Raw genomic sequence first — 16,115 nt, 5'->3', positions numbered from 1 at the left:
CACAAGATTGAAGGCGCCCCATGCGGGCGCCTTTTCTTGTCAAGGATTGAGGAAGGCGAGGATCAGCTGATGCACCGCACCACCCGGTGACATCTCGACCTGATCATATTCGCTGTGACGCGCCACATGCGCATCGGAAATCGGCTTCAGCTGGGCCTGAAGCGCGGCGCGCACTTTCTTGCAGCCCGGATCGTTTTCATCGCGCAGGCCGATCGACACATCCTGGATCTGCTGGGTCAGGTCCTTCATGAACTGCCCATGCAGTTTCTCGTGCTCGACGATGCCGTCGTAGAAGGTCTCCCATTTCGCCGCCACGTCGGCCGGCAACTTCTGAGCAGGCTTCGGCAGCGTGTGGGTGATCACAAGCTTCGGCTTCGCTGTCGCCAGCACGCAAGCCGCACCCTGCTGCTGGTAGTCGCGCTGCCAGGTGAGCTTGAAGGTTGTGTGGGCAATCACCCGCCCAAGGCTGAGCTTCGGGCCCCGCTCACCGATCGACTGGTAGAGCGCCATCGGGGATGTGCCGTTCACCTTGTAGTGCTCGATCTTCTCCGTCGGCTGCCATTCTTGCGCACTGACCGGCAAGGCCATCCCAAGCGCAAACAGAAAGCCTGCAAATACGGTCGAACGGGGAATGAAACGCACATGATGCTCCTTGATGATGGCCTGGTGATATCCGTGCACAACTGGCACTGCAACGACGATCTGCTCTCCCTTCGCCCGCCTCGCCCGAAATTGATAATCGTCGCTTTCCGTAATTTTAACGGAGTCTCATATAGAAGTTGCAACGGGGAACGACGAGGAAAGCAGGCAGGCGTGGCAGAAAACGGAACAACGCAGGACAGGAAGACCCGCCTCGGCAGGTGGCTGGATCTCCTCAAGGTACCGAACGGCAACCCCGCGTTGACGGCTGCCCAGTTCGAGGCCTTTTCCAAGCAGGTCCCGCTGCTCTATTTCATTCTCGCGACCAACATGATCTCGCTGTCCTGGACTCATCAGGGCGCGGCACCAGACTATCTGGTGGTGTATCTGCCGGTCCTCATGACATCGCTTTTTGCGCTGCGCTCGCTGATCTGGCTGCGTGGACGCAATCGCCAGAGAACGCCGGAACAGGCCTATCGCCAGCTCAGAGCCACCAACATCCTCTCCTTTCCGATCGCGGTCTTCTGCACTGGCTGGTCCGTCTCGCTTCTGCCCTATGGCGACGCTTACCAGCAGGCGCATGTGGCCTTCTTCATGGCCATCACCGTCATCGGCTGCATCTTCTGCCTGATGCATCTTCGATCGGCGGCCCTGATCGTGACGGTGACCGTCAATTTGCCCTTCTTCGTGGTCATGTGCCTCTCCGGCGAGCCGACCTTCATCGCAACCGGCGTGAACGTCATTCTCGTCACCATGGCGATGATCATGATCCTCGTCTCGCATTACCGCGATTTTCGCCAACTGCACGAATCCCGCAATGTCCTCATGCTGCAGCAGCAGGCCTTGCAGGAGCAGAACAAGGCCATGCAGGCGCTGTCGGACGAAAACCTGCGGCTTGCCAACCTCGACAGCCTGACACTTCTCGCCAACCGCCGCAGCTTCTTCCACATGCTGGAGACAGCCTTCGGGCGCGCCCGCAACGACGGCGCCATGCTCGCCGTCGGCGTTATCGACCTCGATGGCTTCAAGCCGGTGAATGACCTCTACGGCCACTCCGCCGGCGACAAGGTGCTGATCGAGATCGGCACGCGTCTCTCCTCGATCGGTGAAAGTGAGCTCTCGGTCTACCGCCTCGGAGGCGACGAATTCGGTCTTCTGCTCGAGGGCGACTGCAGTGAAAGCGACGTGATGGCGCTGGGGCAAAAGGTCTGCGAACTGATCGCCGAGCGCATCAACATCGGCAGTGGCATGGTGCAAGTCACCGGCTCCGTCGGTTTCGCCATCTATCCGGATGTCGGGGAAACCGGCCAGGAGATCTACGAGCTCGCCGATTATGCGCTCTATACCGCCAAGCGCCATCACCGCGCCGGCACTGTTATCTTCAACGCCGTCCAGGCAAACGAGTTGAACCGTCAGAAAATTGTCGAGGAAGCGCTTGTCGCGGCCGATCTCGAGAAGGAACTGTCGCTCGTCTATCAGCCGATCACCTGCATCAACCGACGCATCTGCATCGGCTTCGAGGCGCTGGCCCGCTGGGAAAGCCCGCGCATCGGCCAGGTGTCGCCGGCCGAATTCATCCCCGTCGCCGAGCACAATGGCCGCATCACGCTGATGACCCGGATGCTCTTGGAAAGAGCCTTGAAAACGGCGGCCCTCTGGCCCGACGACGTCTACCTCTCCTTCAACCTGTCGCCGCATGACCTGACATCGCCGGAAAACACGCTGAAGATCGTCTCGATCGTCCTGAAGAGCGGCTTCGATCCCCGCCGCATCAATTTCGAGATCACCGAGACGGCGGTCATGCACGACTTTGAACAGGCAAGCGCGTCGATCCAGATGCTGCGCGAACTCGGAGCCGGTATTTCGCTCGACGATTTCGGCACCGGCTATTCCAGCTTGAACCACGTGCACAAGCTGCCGCTCACCAAGATCAAGATCGATGGCAGCTTCGTGCGCAACATCCACACCCGCCGCACCAGCTTTAATATCGTCAAATCGGTGCTCGCGCTGTGCGCCGAGATGGAGCTGGAAGCGATCGTTGAAGGTGTCGAGACCGAAGAAGAACTGCGGATTCTGGAAAACCTCGGCGTCCGCGCGGTCCAGGGCTATTACTTTGGCAAGCCGATGGCAGCCGAGGATACGCTGAAGCGCCTTGCCCTGCAGAAGACCCAGGCTCTGGCATCCTGAGGACTAGCGGGCAGCACTCATCATCTGCGCCTTCAAGGCCCTGACGGTGTCGGCATCTGTCCGCCGGGTCGTCTCCGAGGAAAAACCAAGCTCCACGAGCCGCGTCTCGCTGGCGCTCGCCTCGCTGCAGGAAGCATGCAGCTCACGAATTCCGGGCAACGCCAAAAGACGCGCCGCATTCTGCGGCCGCACTCCGCCGCCCGGCATGATGGAGATGCGCCCTGCACTGCGGGTTGCCAGCTTCGTCAGCGTCTCCATCCCCTCTTCCGCATGCCGGGCGCCGCCGGACGTCAGAATGCGGGAGAAACCGATTTCCACCGCAAGTTCAAGCGCGGCATCCATATCGGCGACCACATCGCTTGCCCGGTGAAGGGTGAGATCGAGTCCGTCTGCGGCTCGGACAAGCCGACGGATGACATCGGCATCGAGCTTCGCATCCGCAGTGGTCGCACCGATCACCACTCCTGCCAGGCCCACGTCGCGCGCTGCAGCGATATCGGCCTCCATGACTGAAACCTCAGCCGCAGAATAGGTGAAGTCTCCGACGCGCGGACGGATCAACGCATAGACCGGAATGGAAGCCTTGGCTGCAACGGCCATGAAGCCGCGTGACGGGGTCAGTCCCCCTGAGCCGAGGGCCGAGCAGAGTTCGATACGATCTGCGCCACCGGTGACTGCGGCATTGAGGCCGGCGACGTCGTCGACGCAGATTTCGAGCAGCGGGCCTGAAGCTTTGCTGGGAGACGTTGCCACCACCTGATCCTCACCCTTGTGCATGAAACCTCGGCTTTCGATCGAGCAGCCACAGCAGGCCGACGCCGGAGAAGCCGGCGATCGAGGCGATGATCGCCGTACCTGCATAGTCGCTGATGCTGGTGCCGAGCGCAAACATCAGCGAAGCCATGCCACCGCTCAAGAAGATATTGACCGCAATCAGCGAGCTGCCGAGGCCGGCCCGGTCGGCGATCAGGTTCTGCAGATAGGTGATCGGGATCGCGATGATGCCGGCCGCGCCAAGGCCTGCAACGACGGTCAGCAGATAGACGTCCATCGGGCGGTCGGCGAGGCCGAGAAAGACGAGATAGCTGCAATAGATCAGCGCTGCCGTGACCATGGCAAAGAGGATGGAGGTTCTGGCCTCCACCCATCCCCAAAACAGGATGAAGATGATCTCGAGGAAAGCGACGATACCAACGATCACGCCGACATCGGCCGGTGTTCCGCCGGCCTTGCCCGTGACGATCAGCGGAAGCACCGTGCCATTGGCATGCAGCATCGCCGAGATCAGCGAGATCGCCAGAAGCCTTGGCAACACACTTGCCGAGCCGATCTGCCGGATGGAACGGAAGAAGGAATAGTGCTGCCGCTCCCCCTCCTGAACCGGCGGCAGGCGATCGAGCCCGAAGACGAACAGAAGAAGACAGACAAGGCAGGCAAGGCTCGCCAGCAGGAAGGCTGGCAGCATGCTGGGCTGGCCGACGAGCAACGCGCCCACAATGCCAGGCACCAGCACCCACGAAGCAGACAGTACAGCCCGGACGGCAGAATTCACCGCCATCAGCTCGCGCACGGCCATGCCCGAGGAGACCGCCCGGATATTGGCGAAGATCAGCGAATTGATCGTGCCGAAGACCGGGATCAAGACCAGCGTCGCGATGGCGAACATCACAGGTGTCGGCACCACATAGACCAACCCGAAACCGCCGATGCCGAAAAGCGCTGCCAGGATCATCGGCGACCGGAAGTGGCCGAGCCTGTCGGCGACGATGCCAGCGGTCACGCTGGCCGAAACATTCACTACCGCCGCCAAGAAGATCAGCACCGAATAGACGGCGTCCGACAGTCCGAGTTCACGGATGCCGATCAGCGACATGTAGGGCGACGTCGCAGCGCCCGAGAAGCCGAAAAAGAAGATCGCGGCCGCACTGACCCGGATCGGCTTGTGGCGATAGACCACCGAAAAGGAGGACAACATCAAGGGTACAATCGGGTTGGGGGTCGTGCCGCCGAAGGGGCGGCACCGACATCAATGTCTCAAGGGAATCGCGTCGAGAAGAAGACCTTCGGCATATAACTGAAATCCCTGACGAAGGGATAGCTCGGCTGATGGCGTCGGTGACTGGGCAGGTTCTCGATATCCTGGTTGATCACGCCGTCCGTCAGCGCCATCAGGTTGGGATTGGCGATCGGTGCAAGCTCCGGCGAAAGATAGCCAGACTTGACGACGAGCAGCCGCACCTTGGTCGGGTCGAGCCCGAGCCGGGTGAAATCCGCGATGTTGTGATAGGGCCGACGCCGCGCCGCGAGCACCAGCGTGATGCCGCCGATCCTGACGACCGCCTGTTGCTCGGCAGCCGAGCCGGGATCATCGAGAAAGACGACATCCGCCTCCAACTCGACCGACGGGCTTGCCGGATCGAGCGAACCTCCGACCTTGAGCGATACCCGCGCGCCGGCACCAGCTGCAAAACAGCGTTCGACGGCGGGTCGGTCCGTGATGCCGGCAATCAGGACGTCATCGATCGACCGTGCTAGAAGCGCCTTCAGCACATCCGCCCGATCGCCAACGCCACCACCGGTCGGGTTATCGCCGGAGTCAGCGAGGATAACAGGCCGTGTCTCGGTGCTTTCAGCGATATCCAGCATCTCCGCGAGAGGACCCGTCACCGGACCGAAGCGGAAGTCTTCACGGGCATCCCAATAGGACTGCGCGATGTCAGCCGTAACCTTTTCCGCCGCAGCCTTGTCGACAGCCGTGACGACGGCACAGGCCGTGCCGCGCGGCTCGTCAGCCCAGACATAGCCAACCATCAGGTTGGCATCCCAAATACCGGGCACGGCGTCGTGCTCCGGCAGCTTCAGATAAAGGCTCCTTGCCGGCTCGTCCTCGGTCGACGTCCGTTCACCGGGCAGGAGAACCGGCACCGGCGCCCAGGCAACGCCCGGCTTCTCGCCGGTCTGCAGCGCCCGCACCAGCATGGACCAGGCCCGCACCATGGTTTCGCGCACATCGATATGCGGTGCGGTGCGATACCCGGCGAAGATATCCAGCTGATCGACAATCTTCTGGGTGACATTGCCATGCAGGTCGTAGCTCGCCGCGACCGACACGTCCGGACCGACAACGGCGCGCGCCGCCGAAATCCAGTCGCCCTCGGCATCATCCATGCCCTCGACATTCATCGCACCATGCATGGCAAGGTAAAGCCCGTCGATCGGGAGTGTGGCCTTCAGCCGCTCAAGGAACTCCGCCTTGAACCCCTCATAGGTAGCGCGCGCAAGGGGCCCACCGGGAACCGCACGCGCATGCAACAACGGAAGGTGTTCGACGCCTTCCGCTTCGAGGAAGTCGAAGTATTCGTGTGCCAGCAAATCCGCCCCGCGCAGCACGCGAAAATCCTCGGGCTGCATCAAGACGGGAGACGAGGTCGAGCACTCGGTATGGATACCGCCAACGGCGATGCGGAAAGTCATTGGCTCAGATCCTCAGTAGCGGGGGCTCAGGCGGACGATGGCGGCAAAGCGCAGCCAGTCTTTGTTGTCCTTCGGCGTCCAGGCGGCCTCGGCAATGGCCGGAAGGCGTGGAAAGACGAGGTGGTTGAAGTAGTCGCGGGTCAGGAAGTGTTCGCACCAGATGCAGGCCTGCACGCCGCGCATGCGGGCCGCAAGCTCCGGCGGAAACTCGGCGACCGCTTCGTAAGTATAGGTATGGTGCGGTGGCACGGTGCCCGCCCAGCTCGCACCCGGCTCCTGGAAGGCCTCGTCCTGCACCATGTCGAGATAATAGGCTTGGCCCGGCGTCATCACGACGTCGTAGCCCTGTTTCGCCAGTTCCAGTCCGACCTCCGGCTTCTGCCAGGCCATCAGCAGCGTGCCATCGGGATCGACGCCGCCGCCATGGCTGACTTCGTCCCAGCCGGCGAGCTTGCGACCGCGCTCGGCCAGCATCTTCTGGATGCGCTTCATGAAATAGCTCTGCAGCCCGAAGGTGCCTTCGATGCCTTCCTGCTCCATCAGCTTTCGCGCGAGCGGCGAAGCCATCCAGGTATTGGCCGCCACTTCGTCGCCGCCGATATGAATGAGCTTCGACGGGAAGAGCTCGACCATTTCGTCGAACACCTTGCCCAGCACCTCGTAAGTGTATTCGATCGCCGGGTTCAGCGCATTGTTCGGATAACCCTGCACCGAGCGGTAGCTGTCAGGCGCTTCCTGGCCGTCGACCAGTTCCGGCAGGGCTACCAGCATCGCCGTGCTATGGCCGGGGATGTCGATCTCCGGCACCACCTCGACCTGTAGAGCTGCGGCATGCGCGACGATATCGCGGACCTCGTCCTGAGCATAGAAGCCGCCGACCGGCTCGGCGCCATTGCCGAGCTGCGGCAGCAGCGGCTCGTCCGGCCCGCGCAACACGCCAAGCGTCGTCAGCTGCGGGAAGGCCTTAATTTCCAGACGCCAGGCTTCGTCATCGGACAGATGCCAGTGGAACGTGTTCATCCGGAACCAGGCCAGGATGTCGATCAGCCGTTTGACGTCAGCGACTGGGTAGAACTGACGGGAGACATCGAGATGGCAACCGCGCCAGTCGTAACGCGGCTTGTCGGAGATCGTGCCTGATGCGGGGAAACGGAAGGTCTCAGGCTGTGTCCGCGCACCATGCAACATCTGGGCAAGCAGGGTCAGCGCATATTGCAGGCCTGCGACATCGCCATAGGTCAGCGTGATGCCGTCAGCGGCGAAGTCCAGCCGATAGGCGGAGGCACCAAGCGCCTCGTCGCACTTGAGCGAGATCGCCCGGCCCTGATGTACCGGTGCCAGCGACAGCGGCGCGTGACCGACCGCAAAGAGCCGGCAAAAGAGACGCAGCACGTTTTCGACGGCACGCAGCTCGACCAGCGAGGCGCCTTCCGCCGGATAGAGCGCGACGGGAAAACCTTCTCCGACCACGAGCTCGGCCGAGGCCGGCCAGGGCAGCATGGCAAAGGGCTGTGTTACCTTGCCCTCAGGCAGCAAGGCCGGAGGTGGCGCACTGTGACCACCGCCCAGCATCAGATCGGCCACCGCGACGGCAGCATGCTGACCGGTGGAGAGGGTGATGTATGCGGATTTCGCCCCATCCGTCCGATGCTTGGCCGGCCGCCAGAGGCCGCCGACACGGAAGGTCCAGGAGGCGCCGGGTTCGAGCACAAAGCCGGCCGGCGGTGCAAACTGATGGAAATTGGCGTTGCGCTTCAGGAAGACGGCATTTTCGAGGATCGGCTCCTGCGTATCCTTCACGCGGGTCAGCGACGTATAGGCGAGCTTGAAATCGGAAAGCGCCACGTCGGAGAGATTGACCAGCGTGAAGACGAAGGCGCCGCAGTCGTCGCCCTCCACCGGATGCCACGCGTTTTCGAGGCGGAACTGGACTTCTGTTGCCATGGGGAATGCTCCGGGCTTTGCGATATCAATAATTGTCGGATTGCGAGAAGGTTCGCGCGAGCTCGGCCTGACCGGCCGTCAGCCCGCAATCGACCGGCAGGCAAACGCCTGTGATGGCCGCCGCCTGATCGCTCGAAAGGAAGAAAACGGCATTGGCAATGTCCTCGGCCGTCGCGATGCGGCGCAGCGCATACCAGCGCTTAGCCTCTTCGAAGACTTGCGGATTGGCCGCAGCACGCGCCTCCCAGGCCTGGGTACGCACAGTGCCGGGTGCGACCGCATTCGAGCGGATACCGTATTTGCCGTATTCGACGGCAATCAGCTTGGTGAGGTGAATAAGGCCGGCCTTCGCGGCGCTGTAGGCCGGATGACCGAAGACGGCCATGCCATTGACCGAGGAGATGTTGACGAGCGCGCCCCTGGATGCCTTCAGCGCCTCCTCGAAAGCGCGGAAGCAGAGGAACGGGGCTTCGAGATTGAGCGCATTGTCCTTGCGCCAGATCTCGCCATCGGTATCGCCGAGGCTGACGGCCCGCGCTGCACCGGCATTGTTGACGAGGGTGTGTACGAGCCCAAGCTCGGCCACCCGCGCGGCAGTCTCGGAGAGATCTTTCTCATCCGTCACATCGCAAGTGATCGGCACGAAACGCGGATCGCTTCCAAGCTCCCCGATTGCCTTGTCCAATGCCGCAGAATCCAGATCGAGCAAAACAACAACGTCATGGCTGTCCGCCAGACGCTTGGCGATCGCCCGGCCGATATCGCCGGCAGCGCCGGTCACGACGGCAACCTTATGCGTCACGGCGGATCTCCGCTATCGATACGGGCATGGCTCAGTCTCCGAGAAGTTGCCGATCGTCCCCGCCATCGCGGTGTTCGACCAGCTGTTGCTTGATATGGCGAAGCGTCACCTGCGACTGCTTGCGATTGCGATAGGCGACCAGGCTCGCGATGACATCGACGACGGCGAGATAGGCAAAGCGCGTAGAGGTCGGCCGGAAGATGTTTTCGCCCTCCGGCAGATCGATGCCGATGACGAGTTCGGACGCTTCGGCCACCAGGCTGTTGCTCTGGGTCAGCGCGATCGTGGTGATGCCGTTCTCGCGGGCGAGCTTGAAGCACTTGACCAGCTCGGCATTGCGACCCGAAAACGACGAGCCGATCAAAACGTCGTTGGATCGAGCAGCGGCTGTCAGCATAAGCTGCATGTTGTGGTCGGCCGAGGCCGTCACCCGCGACCCCAGTCGGAAGAGACGGTTCTGGATCTCGCCTGAGATCATCGAGGAATTGCCGCCCGAGCCGAAGGCATAGACCATCTCCGCCCGCGCCAGCCGGTCGGCAACCTTGTCCAGCACAACAGGATCGAGCGCCCGATGCACCATGAACATCGCATTCTGCGCCTTGGTGATGACATCAGTCGCGACATCGGCCGGCTCCGTGCTCTGGGCCTCGGGGTTGAGATAGCGCACCCCGACATAGGCCGTGCGGGCAAGATTGACCTTGAAGTCGGCAAAGCTCTGGCAGCCGAGACGACGGCAGAAGCGCGTCACCGTCGGCGGCGAGACTTCTGCCTTCTCCGCGAGCTCGATGATCGAGGCATTGACCGCGAAGTCGAAGGAATTGAGGAGGATATCCGCAATGCGTTGCTCGGAGGCCGAAAACTGCCCTGCCTCTTCCTGAATGCGCGCGAAGATATCCAATGCCCTGCCCTCTTTCCTATTTCGAAGGCTTGAAGGCTACGCAGTCGATTTCGACCTTGCAATCGACCATCATCGAGGCCTGAACGCAGGCGCGTGCCGGCGGGTGCTCGCCGAAATACTGCTGGTAGATCTTGTTGAAGGTCCAGAAATCGCGGGGGTCGTCGAGCCAGACGCCGCAACGCACGACATGCTCGAGGCCGTAACCTGCCTCTTCCAGAATCGCGATGACATTGGCAATCGTCTTGTGGGTCTGCTCGATGATGCCGCCCGAGATGATCTCGCCATCTTCCATGGCCACCTGACCGGAAACATAGAGCCAGCCGTCGGCCTCGACGGCCCGGGCAAATGGCAGTCGCTGACCACCTGCACCTGCCTTTTCAGCTCCGTAACGCTTGATCGACATGGACACCCCTTATGCAAATTATTTTCTTCGATCGTTGACAAGCGACCACAAAAAACGGAATTTGACCAGACAAAATCGTCATTCATGAAAAGAATTTAAAAGCGGGGAAGAAATGCGCGACCCATTCCAGAATCCGTTTCCGGCAGCGGACGAAGCCCGCCACGCCATCTGGGAGATGCTCGTCCCCCGCGACATCGACGCCTTCCTCGCCGCCGACTGGAGCATGGTCTCCCATGACTTCGTCGAACACGGGTTCATCGGCATCAGCGGCAAACGTGAGGACAATCCGGACAAGTGGACGCTCGCCTTCCCCAATCTCGCCGCCTATCGCGACGAGTGGCTGAAGCAGGCCAAGGACTTCGCGGCCCAGACCTATGGCGAAGACCCGCGCAGCGCGATCTTCACCACCACGACGCTGGAAGAGATCGAGATCTCAGGGGAAACGGCGCTCGTGCGCAAGAAATTCGACGGCGGCATCAAGAAGGCCGATGGCACGCTCGACGTCTTGCGCTGGCAGACGCTCTATTATTGCCGCCTGCACGAGGGCCGCTGGAAAATCTCCGGCTTTACCGGTTATCTGCCCAATCCGATGGGCAAGTCCTGAACCGCCCCCAACCCTTGTGACCTGGAGGTCGGTCTTTGCGCATCTTCACCGCCGCGCTTGCAACGGAAACGAACACCTTCTCCCCGATCTGCATCGACCGGCGCGCCTTCGAGGATTCGCTCTATGCACCTCCGGGCGAGCACCCCGCGACGCCGACACTTTGCACCGCGCCGATCACGGTTGGCCGCAAGGTCTGCACTGACAAGGGCTGGACGCTAATTGAGGGCACGGCGGCCTGGGCCGATCCGGCGGGTCTCATCAACCGGCAGGCCTTTGAAAGCCTGCGCGACGAGATCCTCGATCAACTGCGTGCCGCCATGCCCGTGGATGCCGTTGTGCTCGGCCTGCATGGCGCCATGGTCGCAGACGGCTATCTTGATCCGGAAGGCGATCTCCTGACCTGCATCCGCGAGATCATCGGCCCCGACATTCTCCTCTGCGCCGAACTCGATCCGCATAGCCATCTGACGGCCAAGCGCGTCGCAGCCGCCGATTTCTTCGTCGTCTTCAAGGAATTTCCGCATACCGATTTCGTCGATCGCGCGGAGGATCTCTGGCGGATCGCGGTCGACACGCTGGAGGGCCGGGTGAAGCCCGTCATGTCGGTCTTCGACTGCCGCATGATCGATGTCTTCCCTACCTCGCGCGAACCGATGCGCAGCTTTGTTGACAGACTTGTGGCCATCGAGATGGTCGATCCGGAGGTCTTGTCGCTCTCCGTCATCCATGGCTTCATGGCGGGCGACGTGCCGGAGATGGGGACGAAGACGATCGTGGTCACCGACGGTCATCCGGAAAAGGGCGCGATGCTCGCGCGAGAGCTTGGCCTTGATCTCTTTGCCAAACGCGGCACTTTCATGATGCCGCAGATCGACGAGAAGGCGGCGCTGGATCAGGCACTTGCCTACCCGGAAGGTCCGGTCGTCATCGCTGACATGTGGGACAATCCGGGTGGCGGCACGGCGGGTGACGCGACCGTGATCCTCGAGGAAATGCTGGCACGTGGCGTGACGAATGCCGCCGTCGGCATGATCTGGGACCCAATTGCGGTGCAGATCTGCATGGCGGCCGGCGAAGGCGCAGAAATCCCCTTGCGGTTCGGCGCGAAATCAGCACCCGGCACCGGCCATCCGATCGACGGTCTGGTGAAGGTGGTCAAGGTCGTCCCCAGTGCCGAGATGCGTTTTGGCGACAGTATCGCGCCTTTCGGCGATGCGGCCCATATCAATCTCAACGGCATCGACATCATCCTGAGCTCGGTCCGGGTCCAGAGCTACGACCCGTCTCTCTTCACGGCGCTCGGCATCGACCCGACAGCCAAGCATCTTCTCGTGATCAAGTCGACCAACCACTTCTATGCGGCCTTCTCGCAGATCGCCTCGGAAATCCTCTATTGTGCCGCCGGCACACCCTATCCGAACGATCCGGCCAAGACCGCCTATCGGCATGTGCGCCGCGACATCTGGCCCATTATGGCCAATCCGCATGATGCACCCGAGGGCAGCGAGGCCGCATGATGGAACTTCCCCACCCCGGGATCGGTCAGTCCATTGCCGATCTCTCCACGCCTCTGCCCCTGATCGACGAAGAGAAGCTCGCTGCAAACATTGCCCGTGTACAGGCCTATATGGACAGCCACGGCCTCGCCTTCCGACCGCACATCAAGACGCATAAGATCCCGGCGATCGCTGACGCACAGGTGAAAGCGGGCGCGAAGGGCATCAACTGCCAGAAGATTACCGAGGCGGAGGTCTTCGCCGATGCCGGCTTCGAGGACCTGCTGATCACCTTCAACATTCTGGGCGCGGAGAAGCACAAACGGCTCGTGGCGCTGAACAGCCGCATCTCGGGCCTGAAGGTCGTCGCCGATAGCGAGACTACCGTGCGCGGCCTTTCCTGCGCCTTCTCGCAGACTCGTCCCCTCACCGTTCTCGTCGAATGTGATACCGGCGGCGGGCGCTGCGGCGTCCAGACCCCGCAGGCCGCCATTGCGCTGGCTGAAACCATTGCTGCCGCCCCTGGCCTCACCTTCGGTGGCATCCTAACCTACCCGAAGGCGGACACCGAGGAAGCAGTCGAAGCCTTCTTCGCCGCCACGCTCGCCGGCCTCGCCGCCCGCGGCATCCCCTGCCCCATCGTCTCCAATGGCGGCACGCCGAGCCTCTTCTCCGCCCACAAGGTGACCTCGGCGACCGAGCACCGCGCCGGTACCTATGTCTATAACGACCGTGCCATGGCAAGATCAGGTCATTGCAGCCTCGACGACTGCGCCATGCACATCCTGGCGACCGTGGTCTCCCGTCCGACAGAGGATCGCGCCATCCTCGACGCCGGCTCCAAGGCCCTGACCTCGGATCTTCTCGGCTTCTCCGACTACGGCATGATTGTCGACTACCCGGAGGCCGTCATCACTGGTCTTTCCGAGGAGCACGGCACGGTCGATCTCTCCAAGGTTCAGGGACGGCGACCGGAGATCGGCGAAAAGGTGAGGATCATCCCGAACCACACCTGCGTCGTGTCGAACCTCTTCGACATCATGACCTTCCACCACGACGGGATCGTCACGAGAGTGGAAGAGGTCACAGCGCGCGGGCTTGTTTGGTAATCGCCTTAGCCGGCGTTTCTCCCGCCGAAGAAAGCACGATTAGGCGTACTTGATAGAGTCTTAGTGGGCGGATTTGCAGCCGGCACTGCTACGCTTTGAAAGGGCCGTAAAGTCAGCTACAATGGTAGAATTCTGGCCACCTTGGTAGAATGGAGCGACGCGCTATGAGCCTTAACATCAAGGATCCCGAGGCACATCGCCTCGCTCAGGCGATCGCCGCAGCCACGGGGCAGAGCATGAGCCGTGTTGTCACTGATGCACTGCGTGAGCGGTATGCGCAACTCGAGAAGCAGCAAGCCAAGGCGTCTGTCGATGAGCTTTTGACGATCGCGAGCCGGGCCAGAGCGCATGTGAAGCAGCCTTATGCCGATCACGCCGAGCTTCTCTATGATGAGCATGGCCTCCCGAAATGATTGTCGACACGTCTGCAATGGTCGCGATCTTCTATGGCGAGCCGGAGGCTGCCGACTTCACGAAACGCATCCATGGCGCGGCATCAACGCGGATCAGCGTGGCGAACTATGTGGAATTGTCCATGGTCATCGAAAAGCAACTTGGCCCCGAGGGGATGATACAGGTGGATGCCTTCTTCCGCCGAGCATCGATTACCATCGAGCCGGTTACGATCGATCAGGGCAATCTCGCGCGACAGGCATTCCTGGATTTCGGCAAAGGCAGGCACAAGGCAGGATTGAACTTTGGCGACTGCTTTGCCTACGCTCTCGCCAAGGACCTCGACGAACCGCTGCTATTCAAAGGTAAAGACTTCGCGCAAACGGACATTCGCTCGGCAGCGTAGAGCCTTCTTGGCGAGATTTTGGCCTCAACATAAGAGGGCGATGATGACAAAGCTGAGCGAGTTGCAGGGTGTGCGCCGGCTGCGTGGCGGCTGCATGTGCGGGGCAGTAGCGTATGAGATCACCGATCGCTTCCTCTATGCGATGAACTGCCACTGTTCGAAATGCCGCCGCACCACGGGCTCGGCCTTTAAGCCGATCGCCGGTGTCGCGGTCGAGGACTTTGCCGTGACAGCAGGTTCGGAGGCCCTGTTTCGCCACGGCGATCCTGAGGGCATCCATGACATGCACTGCCGCACCTGCGGCTCCCTCATCTATTCTTGGATCGCCGAAAACGGCAGCGTGAAGGTTCATGTGCCGATGGGCACGCTCAGCGACCCACCGTCAATGAAGCCTTCCATGCATATCTTTGTCGGCTCCAAGGCATCCTGGTACGAGATCCTGGACGACCTGCCGCAATTTGAAGAATTTCCTGACTAACCAGGTTCAGTCCCCACAAACGAAAAAAGGTCCGCCCGAAGGCGGACCAGGGGATTGGCCTTTGGCGTGGCCGGGAGGAAGGTTATTCGGCCGCCGTGACGGAGGCCGGAAGATCAAGGACGCGCCAGTCGATGCGCCGTTCCAGCGCCTGACCATTGGCATCGAAGAGATGGCAGTCGGAGGCCATGATGCCCGTCGTCATGGGCTGTTCGGCGCGCACTGGCGCAGAGCCGGGCAGCAGCGCGCAATAGGGCTCGCCGTTCGGCAGCGCCGCATAGGCGATGGTGTTGATGCCGAGACGCTCGATGACGGACGGCGTCACCAGGATGTTGAGATCGCCGTCGCTGAGTCGCGTATGCTCAGGCCGGATGCCCAGCGTCAGCGTCTGGCCGACGAGATCGGAGCGTCCGTCGACCGGGATCAGCGCGGTCTGGCCTTCATAGGATATCGTGACTCCGATCGCATCGACGCCGACACAGGTAACAGGCACGAAGTTCATCTTCGGATTGCCGATGAAGCCGGCAACGAAGGTGTTCTGCGGCTTGTGGTAAAGTTCGAGCGGGGCACCGACCTGGGCAATGTTGCCTGCATTCAACACGACGATCCGGTCGGCCATGGTCATGGCCTCGATCTGGTCGTGGGTGACATAGATCATGGTCGCTGCAAGGTCACGATGCAGCTTGGTCAGCTCGATCCGCATGTCGGCGCGCAAAGCTGCGTCGAGGTTCGACAACGGCTCGTCGAAGAGGAAGATCTTGGGTTCGCGGACGATGGCACGGCCGATCGCAACGCGCTGGCGCTGGCCGCCAGACAATTGGCCGGGACGCTGCTGCAGGCGCTGGTCGAGCTGCAGGATCTTGGAAACCGCCCCCACCTTCTCGCGGATCTGCTCCTCCGGCAGCTTCTCGACGCGTAGCGGAAAGGCGATGTTCTCGAAGACCGACATATGCGGGTAGAGCGCATAGGACTGGAAGACCATGGCGATGCCGCGCTCCACCGGCGGCTTGTCGTTGACACGTTCGCCGTCGATGACGATGTCACCGTCGGTGGTGTCGTCGAGGCCTGCGATCATGCGCAAGAGCGTGGACTTGCCGCAGCCCGACGGCCCGACGAAAACGACGAACTCGCCGTCCTTCACCTCGAGATCGACACCCTTGATGACCTCGAAATGCCCGTACGACTTGCGCACCTTTTTCAGAAATAGCTGACCCACGACCCTTAGTCTCCACTGCCGATCCGTCGCAGACCGGCCAAATAAGCCTGATGAAATCCGCGGGCCGAA

General features: G+C 61.6%; 16 protein-coding genes. 7 read left to right on the top strand and 9 right to left on the bottom strand.

Translation table 11 applies throughout. The features are described from left to right. Positions 1-39: 39 nt before the first annotated feature. Positions 40-642, bottom strand: a complete 603-nt coding sequence (locus FAA86_RS00840; RefSeq protein ID WP_342774114.1) for a DUF922 domain-containing Zn-dependent protease — start codon at positions 640-642, stop codon at positions 40-42. A 171-nt stretch (positions 643-813) separates the two neighbouring features. On the opposite strand from FAA86_RS00840, the gene FAA86_RS00835 reads away from it, so the two are divergent. After that, positions 814-2,826 carry a putative bifunctional diguanylate cyclase/phosphodiesterase gene (locus FAA86_RS00835; RefSeq protein WP_167494847.1) on the top strand — a complete coding sequence of 671 codons (2,013 nt, stop codon included), beginning with the start codon at positions 814-816 and terminating at the stop codon, positions 2,824-2,826. Between the two features lie 3 nt (positions 2,827-2,829). On the opposite strand, the gene FAA86_RS00830 is transcribed toward FAA86_RS00835, so the two are convergent. The 7 genes from FAA86_RS00830 to FAA86_RS00800 are packed head-to-tail and all read right to left on the bottom strand — an operon-like array spanning position 2,830 to position 10,347. After that, the gene (locus tag FAA86_RS00830; protein WP_136537938.1) at positions 2,830-3,603 is read right to left on the bottom strand and encodes a copper homeostasis protein CutC; all 774 of its coding nucleotides are present in this window, start codon (positions 3,601-3,603) and stop codon (positions 2,830-2,832) included. Further along, positions 3,590-4,801, bottom strand: a complete 1,212-nt coding sequence (locus tag FAA86_RS00825; RefSeq protein ID WP_136537937.1) for an MFS transporter — start codon at positions 4,799-4,801, stop codon at positions 3,590-3,592. Before FAA86_RS00825 ends, FAA86_RS00830 begins: the two co-directional genes overlap by 14 nt. 59 nt (positions 4,802-4,860) lie before the next feature. Next, complete coding sequence (locus FAA86_RS00820) at positions 4,861-6,300, bottom strand: M81 family metallopeptidase (protein WP_136537936.1); 1,440 nt, start codon at positions 6,298-6,300, stop codon at positions 4,861-4,863. Between the two features lie 12 nt (positions 6,301-6,312). Beyond that, positions 6,313-8,244 carry a beta-N-acetylhexosaminidase gene (locus FAA86_RS00815; protein WP_136537935.1) on the bottom strand — a complete coding sequence of 644 codons (1,932 nt, stop codon included), beginning with the start codon at positions 8,242-8,244 and terminating at the stop codon, positions 6,313-6,315. Between the two features lie 25 nt (positions 8,245-8,269). Further along, the gene (locus FAA86_RS00810; protein WP_136537934.1) at positions 8,270-9,046 is read right to left on the bottom strand and encodes an SDR family oxidoreductase; all 777 of its coding nucleotides are present in this window, start codon (positions 9,044-9,046) and stop codon (positions 8,270-8,272) included. A 31-nt stretch (positions 9,047-9,077) separates the two neighbouring features. Further along, positions 9,078-9,944 (bottom strand): MurR/RpiR family transcriptional regulator, encoded by an 867-nt coding sequence (locus FAA86_RS00805; protein WP_113461879.1) that lies wholly within the window; start codon positions 9,942-9,944, stop codon positions 9,078-9,080. Between the two features lie 16 nt (positions 9,945-9,960). Next, entirely contained in the window at positions 9,961-10,347 is a 387-nt protein-coding gene (locus FAA86_RS00800) for a RidA family protein (RefSeq protein WP_136537933.1), read from the bottom strand. Positions 10,348-10,459: 112 nt separating this feature from the next. On the opposite strand from FAA86_RS00800, the gene FAA86_RS00795 reads away from it, so the two are divergent. The 6 genes from FAA86_RS00795 (at position 10,460) to FAA86_RS00770 (ending at position 14,833) form a co-directional block, all read left to right on the top strand. Beyond that, complete coding sequence (locus FAA86_RS00795; protein WP_136537932.1) at positions 10,460-10,951, top strand: hypothetical protein; 492 nt, start codon at positions 10,460-10,462, stop codon at positions 10,949-10,951. A gap of 35 nt (positions 10,952-10,986) precedes the next feature. Next, positions 10,987-12,468, top strand: a complete 1,482-nt coding sequence (locus FAA86_RS00790; RefSeq protein ID WP_136537931.1) for a M81 family metallopeptidase — start codon at positions 10,987-10,989, stop codon at positions 12,466-12,468. Then, the gene (locus FAA86_RS00785; protein ID WP_136537930.1) at positions 12,465-13,556 is read left to right on the top strand and encodes a D-TA family PLP-dependent enzyme; all 1,092 of its coding nucleotides are present in this window, start codon (positions 12,465-12,467) and stop codon (positions 13,554-13,556) included. Before FAA86_RS00790 ends, FAA86_RS00785 begins: the two co-directional genes overlap by 4 nt. A gap of 164 nt (positions 13,557-13,720) precedes the next feature. Then, on the top strand, positions 13,721-13,969 hold the full coding sequence (locus FAA86_RS00780; RefSeq protein ID WP_113461884.1) for a type II toxin-antitoxin system VapB family antitoxin: 249 nt from the start codon (positions 13,721-13,723) through the stop codon (positions 13,967-13,969). Beyond that, on the top strand, positions 13,966-14,355 hold the full coding sequence (locus tag FAA86_RS00775; RefSeq protein ID WP_136537929.1) for a type II toxin-antitoxin system VapC family toxin: 390 nt from the start codon (positions 13,966-13,968) through the stop codon (positions 14,353-14,355). The genes FAA86_RS00780 and FAA86_RS00775 overlap by 4 nt, the downstream gene beginning before the upstream one ends. 43 nt (positions 14,356-14,398) lie before the next feature. Further along, a complete protein-coding gene (locus FAA86_RS00770) occupies positions 14,399-14,833 on the top strand; it encodes a GFA family protein (RefSeq protein ID WP_136537928.1) in 435 nt (144 codons plus the stop codon). A gap of 82 nt (positions 14,834-14,915) precedes the next feature. Here the strand turns inward: FAA86_RS00770 and FAA86_RS00765 are convergent, their stop codons facing one another. Further along, positions 14,916-16,046 carry an ABC transporter ATP-binding protein gene (locus tag FAA86_RS00765; protein ID WP_136537927.1) on the bottom strand — a complete coding sequence of 377 codons (1,131 nt, stop codon included), beginning with the start codon at positions 16,044-16,046 and terminating at the stop codon, positions 14,916-14,918. Positions 16,047-16,115 lie beyond the last annotated feature (69 nt).

It is taken from the genome of Rhizobium rosettiformans W3 (assembly GCF_004912135.1).
Classification (GTDB): Bacteria; Pseudomonadota; Alphaproteobacteria; order Rhizobiales; family Rhizobiaceae; genus Allorhizobium; species Allorhizobium rosettiformans.
This window is presented reverse-complemented; position numbering and strand designations above follow the sequence as displayed.

Excerpts from the sequence above, each read along its gene's own strand:
- FAA86_RS00780 (WP_113461884.1), top strand. The coding sequence starts at position 13,721 with ATGAGCCTTAACATCAAGGATCCCGAGGCACATCGCCTCGCTCAGGCG.
- FAA86_RS00830 (WP_136537938.1), bottom strand. The coding sequence starts at position 3,603 with ATGCACAAGGGTGAGGATCAGGTGGTGGCAACGTCTCCCAGCAAAGCT.
- FAA86_RS00770 (WP_136537928.1), top strand. The coding sequence starts at position 14,399 with ATGACAAAGCTGAGCGAGTTGCAGGGTGTGCGCCGGCTGCGTGGCGGC.
- FAA86_RS00785 (WP_136537930.1), top strand. The coding sequence starts at position 12,465 with ATGATGGAACTTCCCCACCCCGGGATCGGTCAGTCCATTGCCGATCTC.
- FAA86_RS00820 (WP_136537936.1), bottom strand. The coding sequence starts at position 6,300 with ATGACTTTCCGCATCGCCGTTGGCGGTATCCATACCGAGTGCTCGACC.
- FAA86_RS00800 (WP_136537933.1), bottom strand. The coding sequence starts at position 10,347 with ATGTCGATCAAGCGTTACGGAGCTGAAAAGGCAGGTGCAGGTGGTCAG.
- FAA86_RS00815 (WP_136537935.1), bottom strand. The coding sequence starts at position 8,244 with ATGGCAACAGAAGTCCAGTTCCGCCTCGAAAACGCGTGGCATCCGGTG.
- FAA86_RS00795 (WP_136537932.1), top strand. The coding sequence starts at position 10,460 with ATGCGCGACCCATTCCAGAATCCGTTTCCGGCAGCGGACGAAGCCCGC.
- FAA86_RS00825 (WP_136537937.1), bottom strand. The coding sequence starts at position 4,801 with ATGTTGTCCTCCTTTTCGGTGGTCTATCGCCACAAGCCGATCCGGGTC.
- FAA86_RS00775 (WP_136537929.1), top strand. The coding sequence starts at position 13,966 with ATGATTGTCGACACGTCTGCAATGGTCGCGATCTTCTATGGCGAGCCG.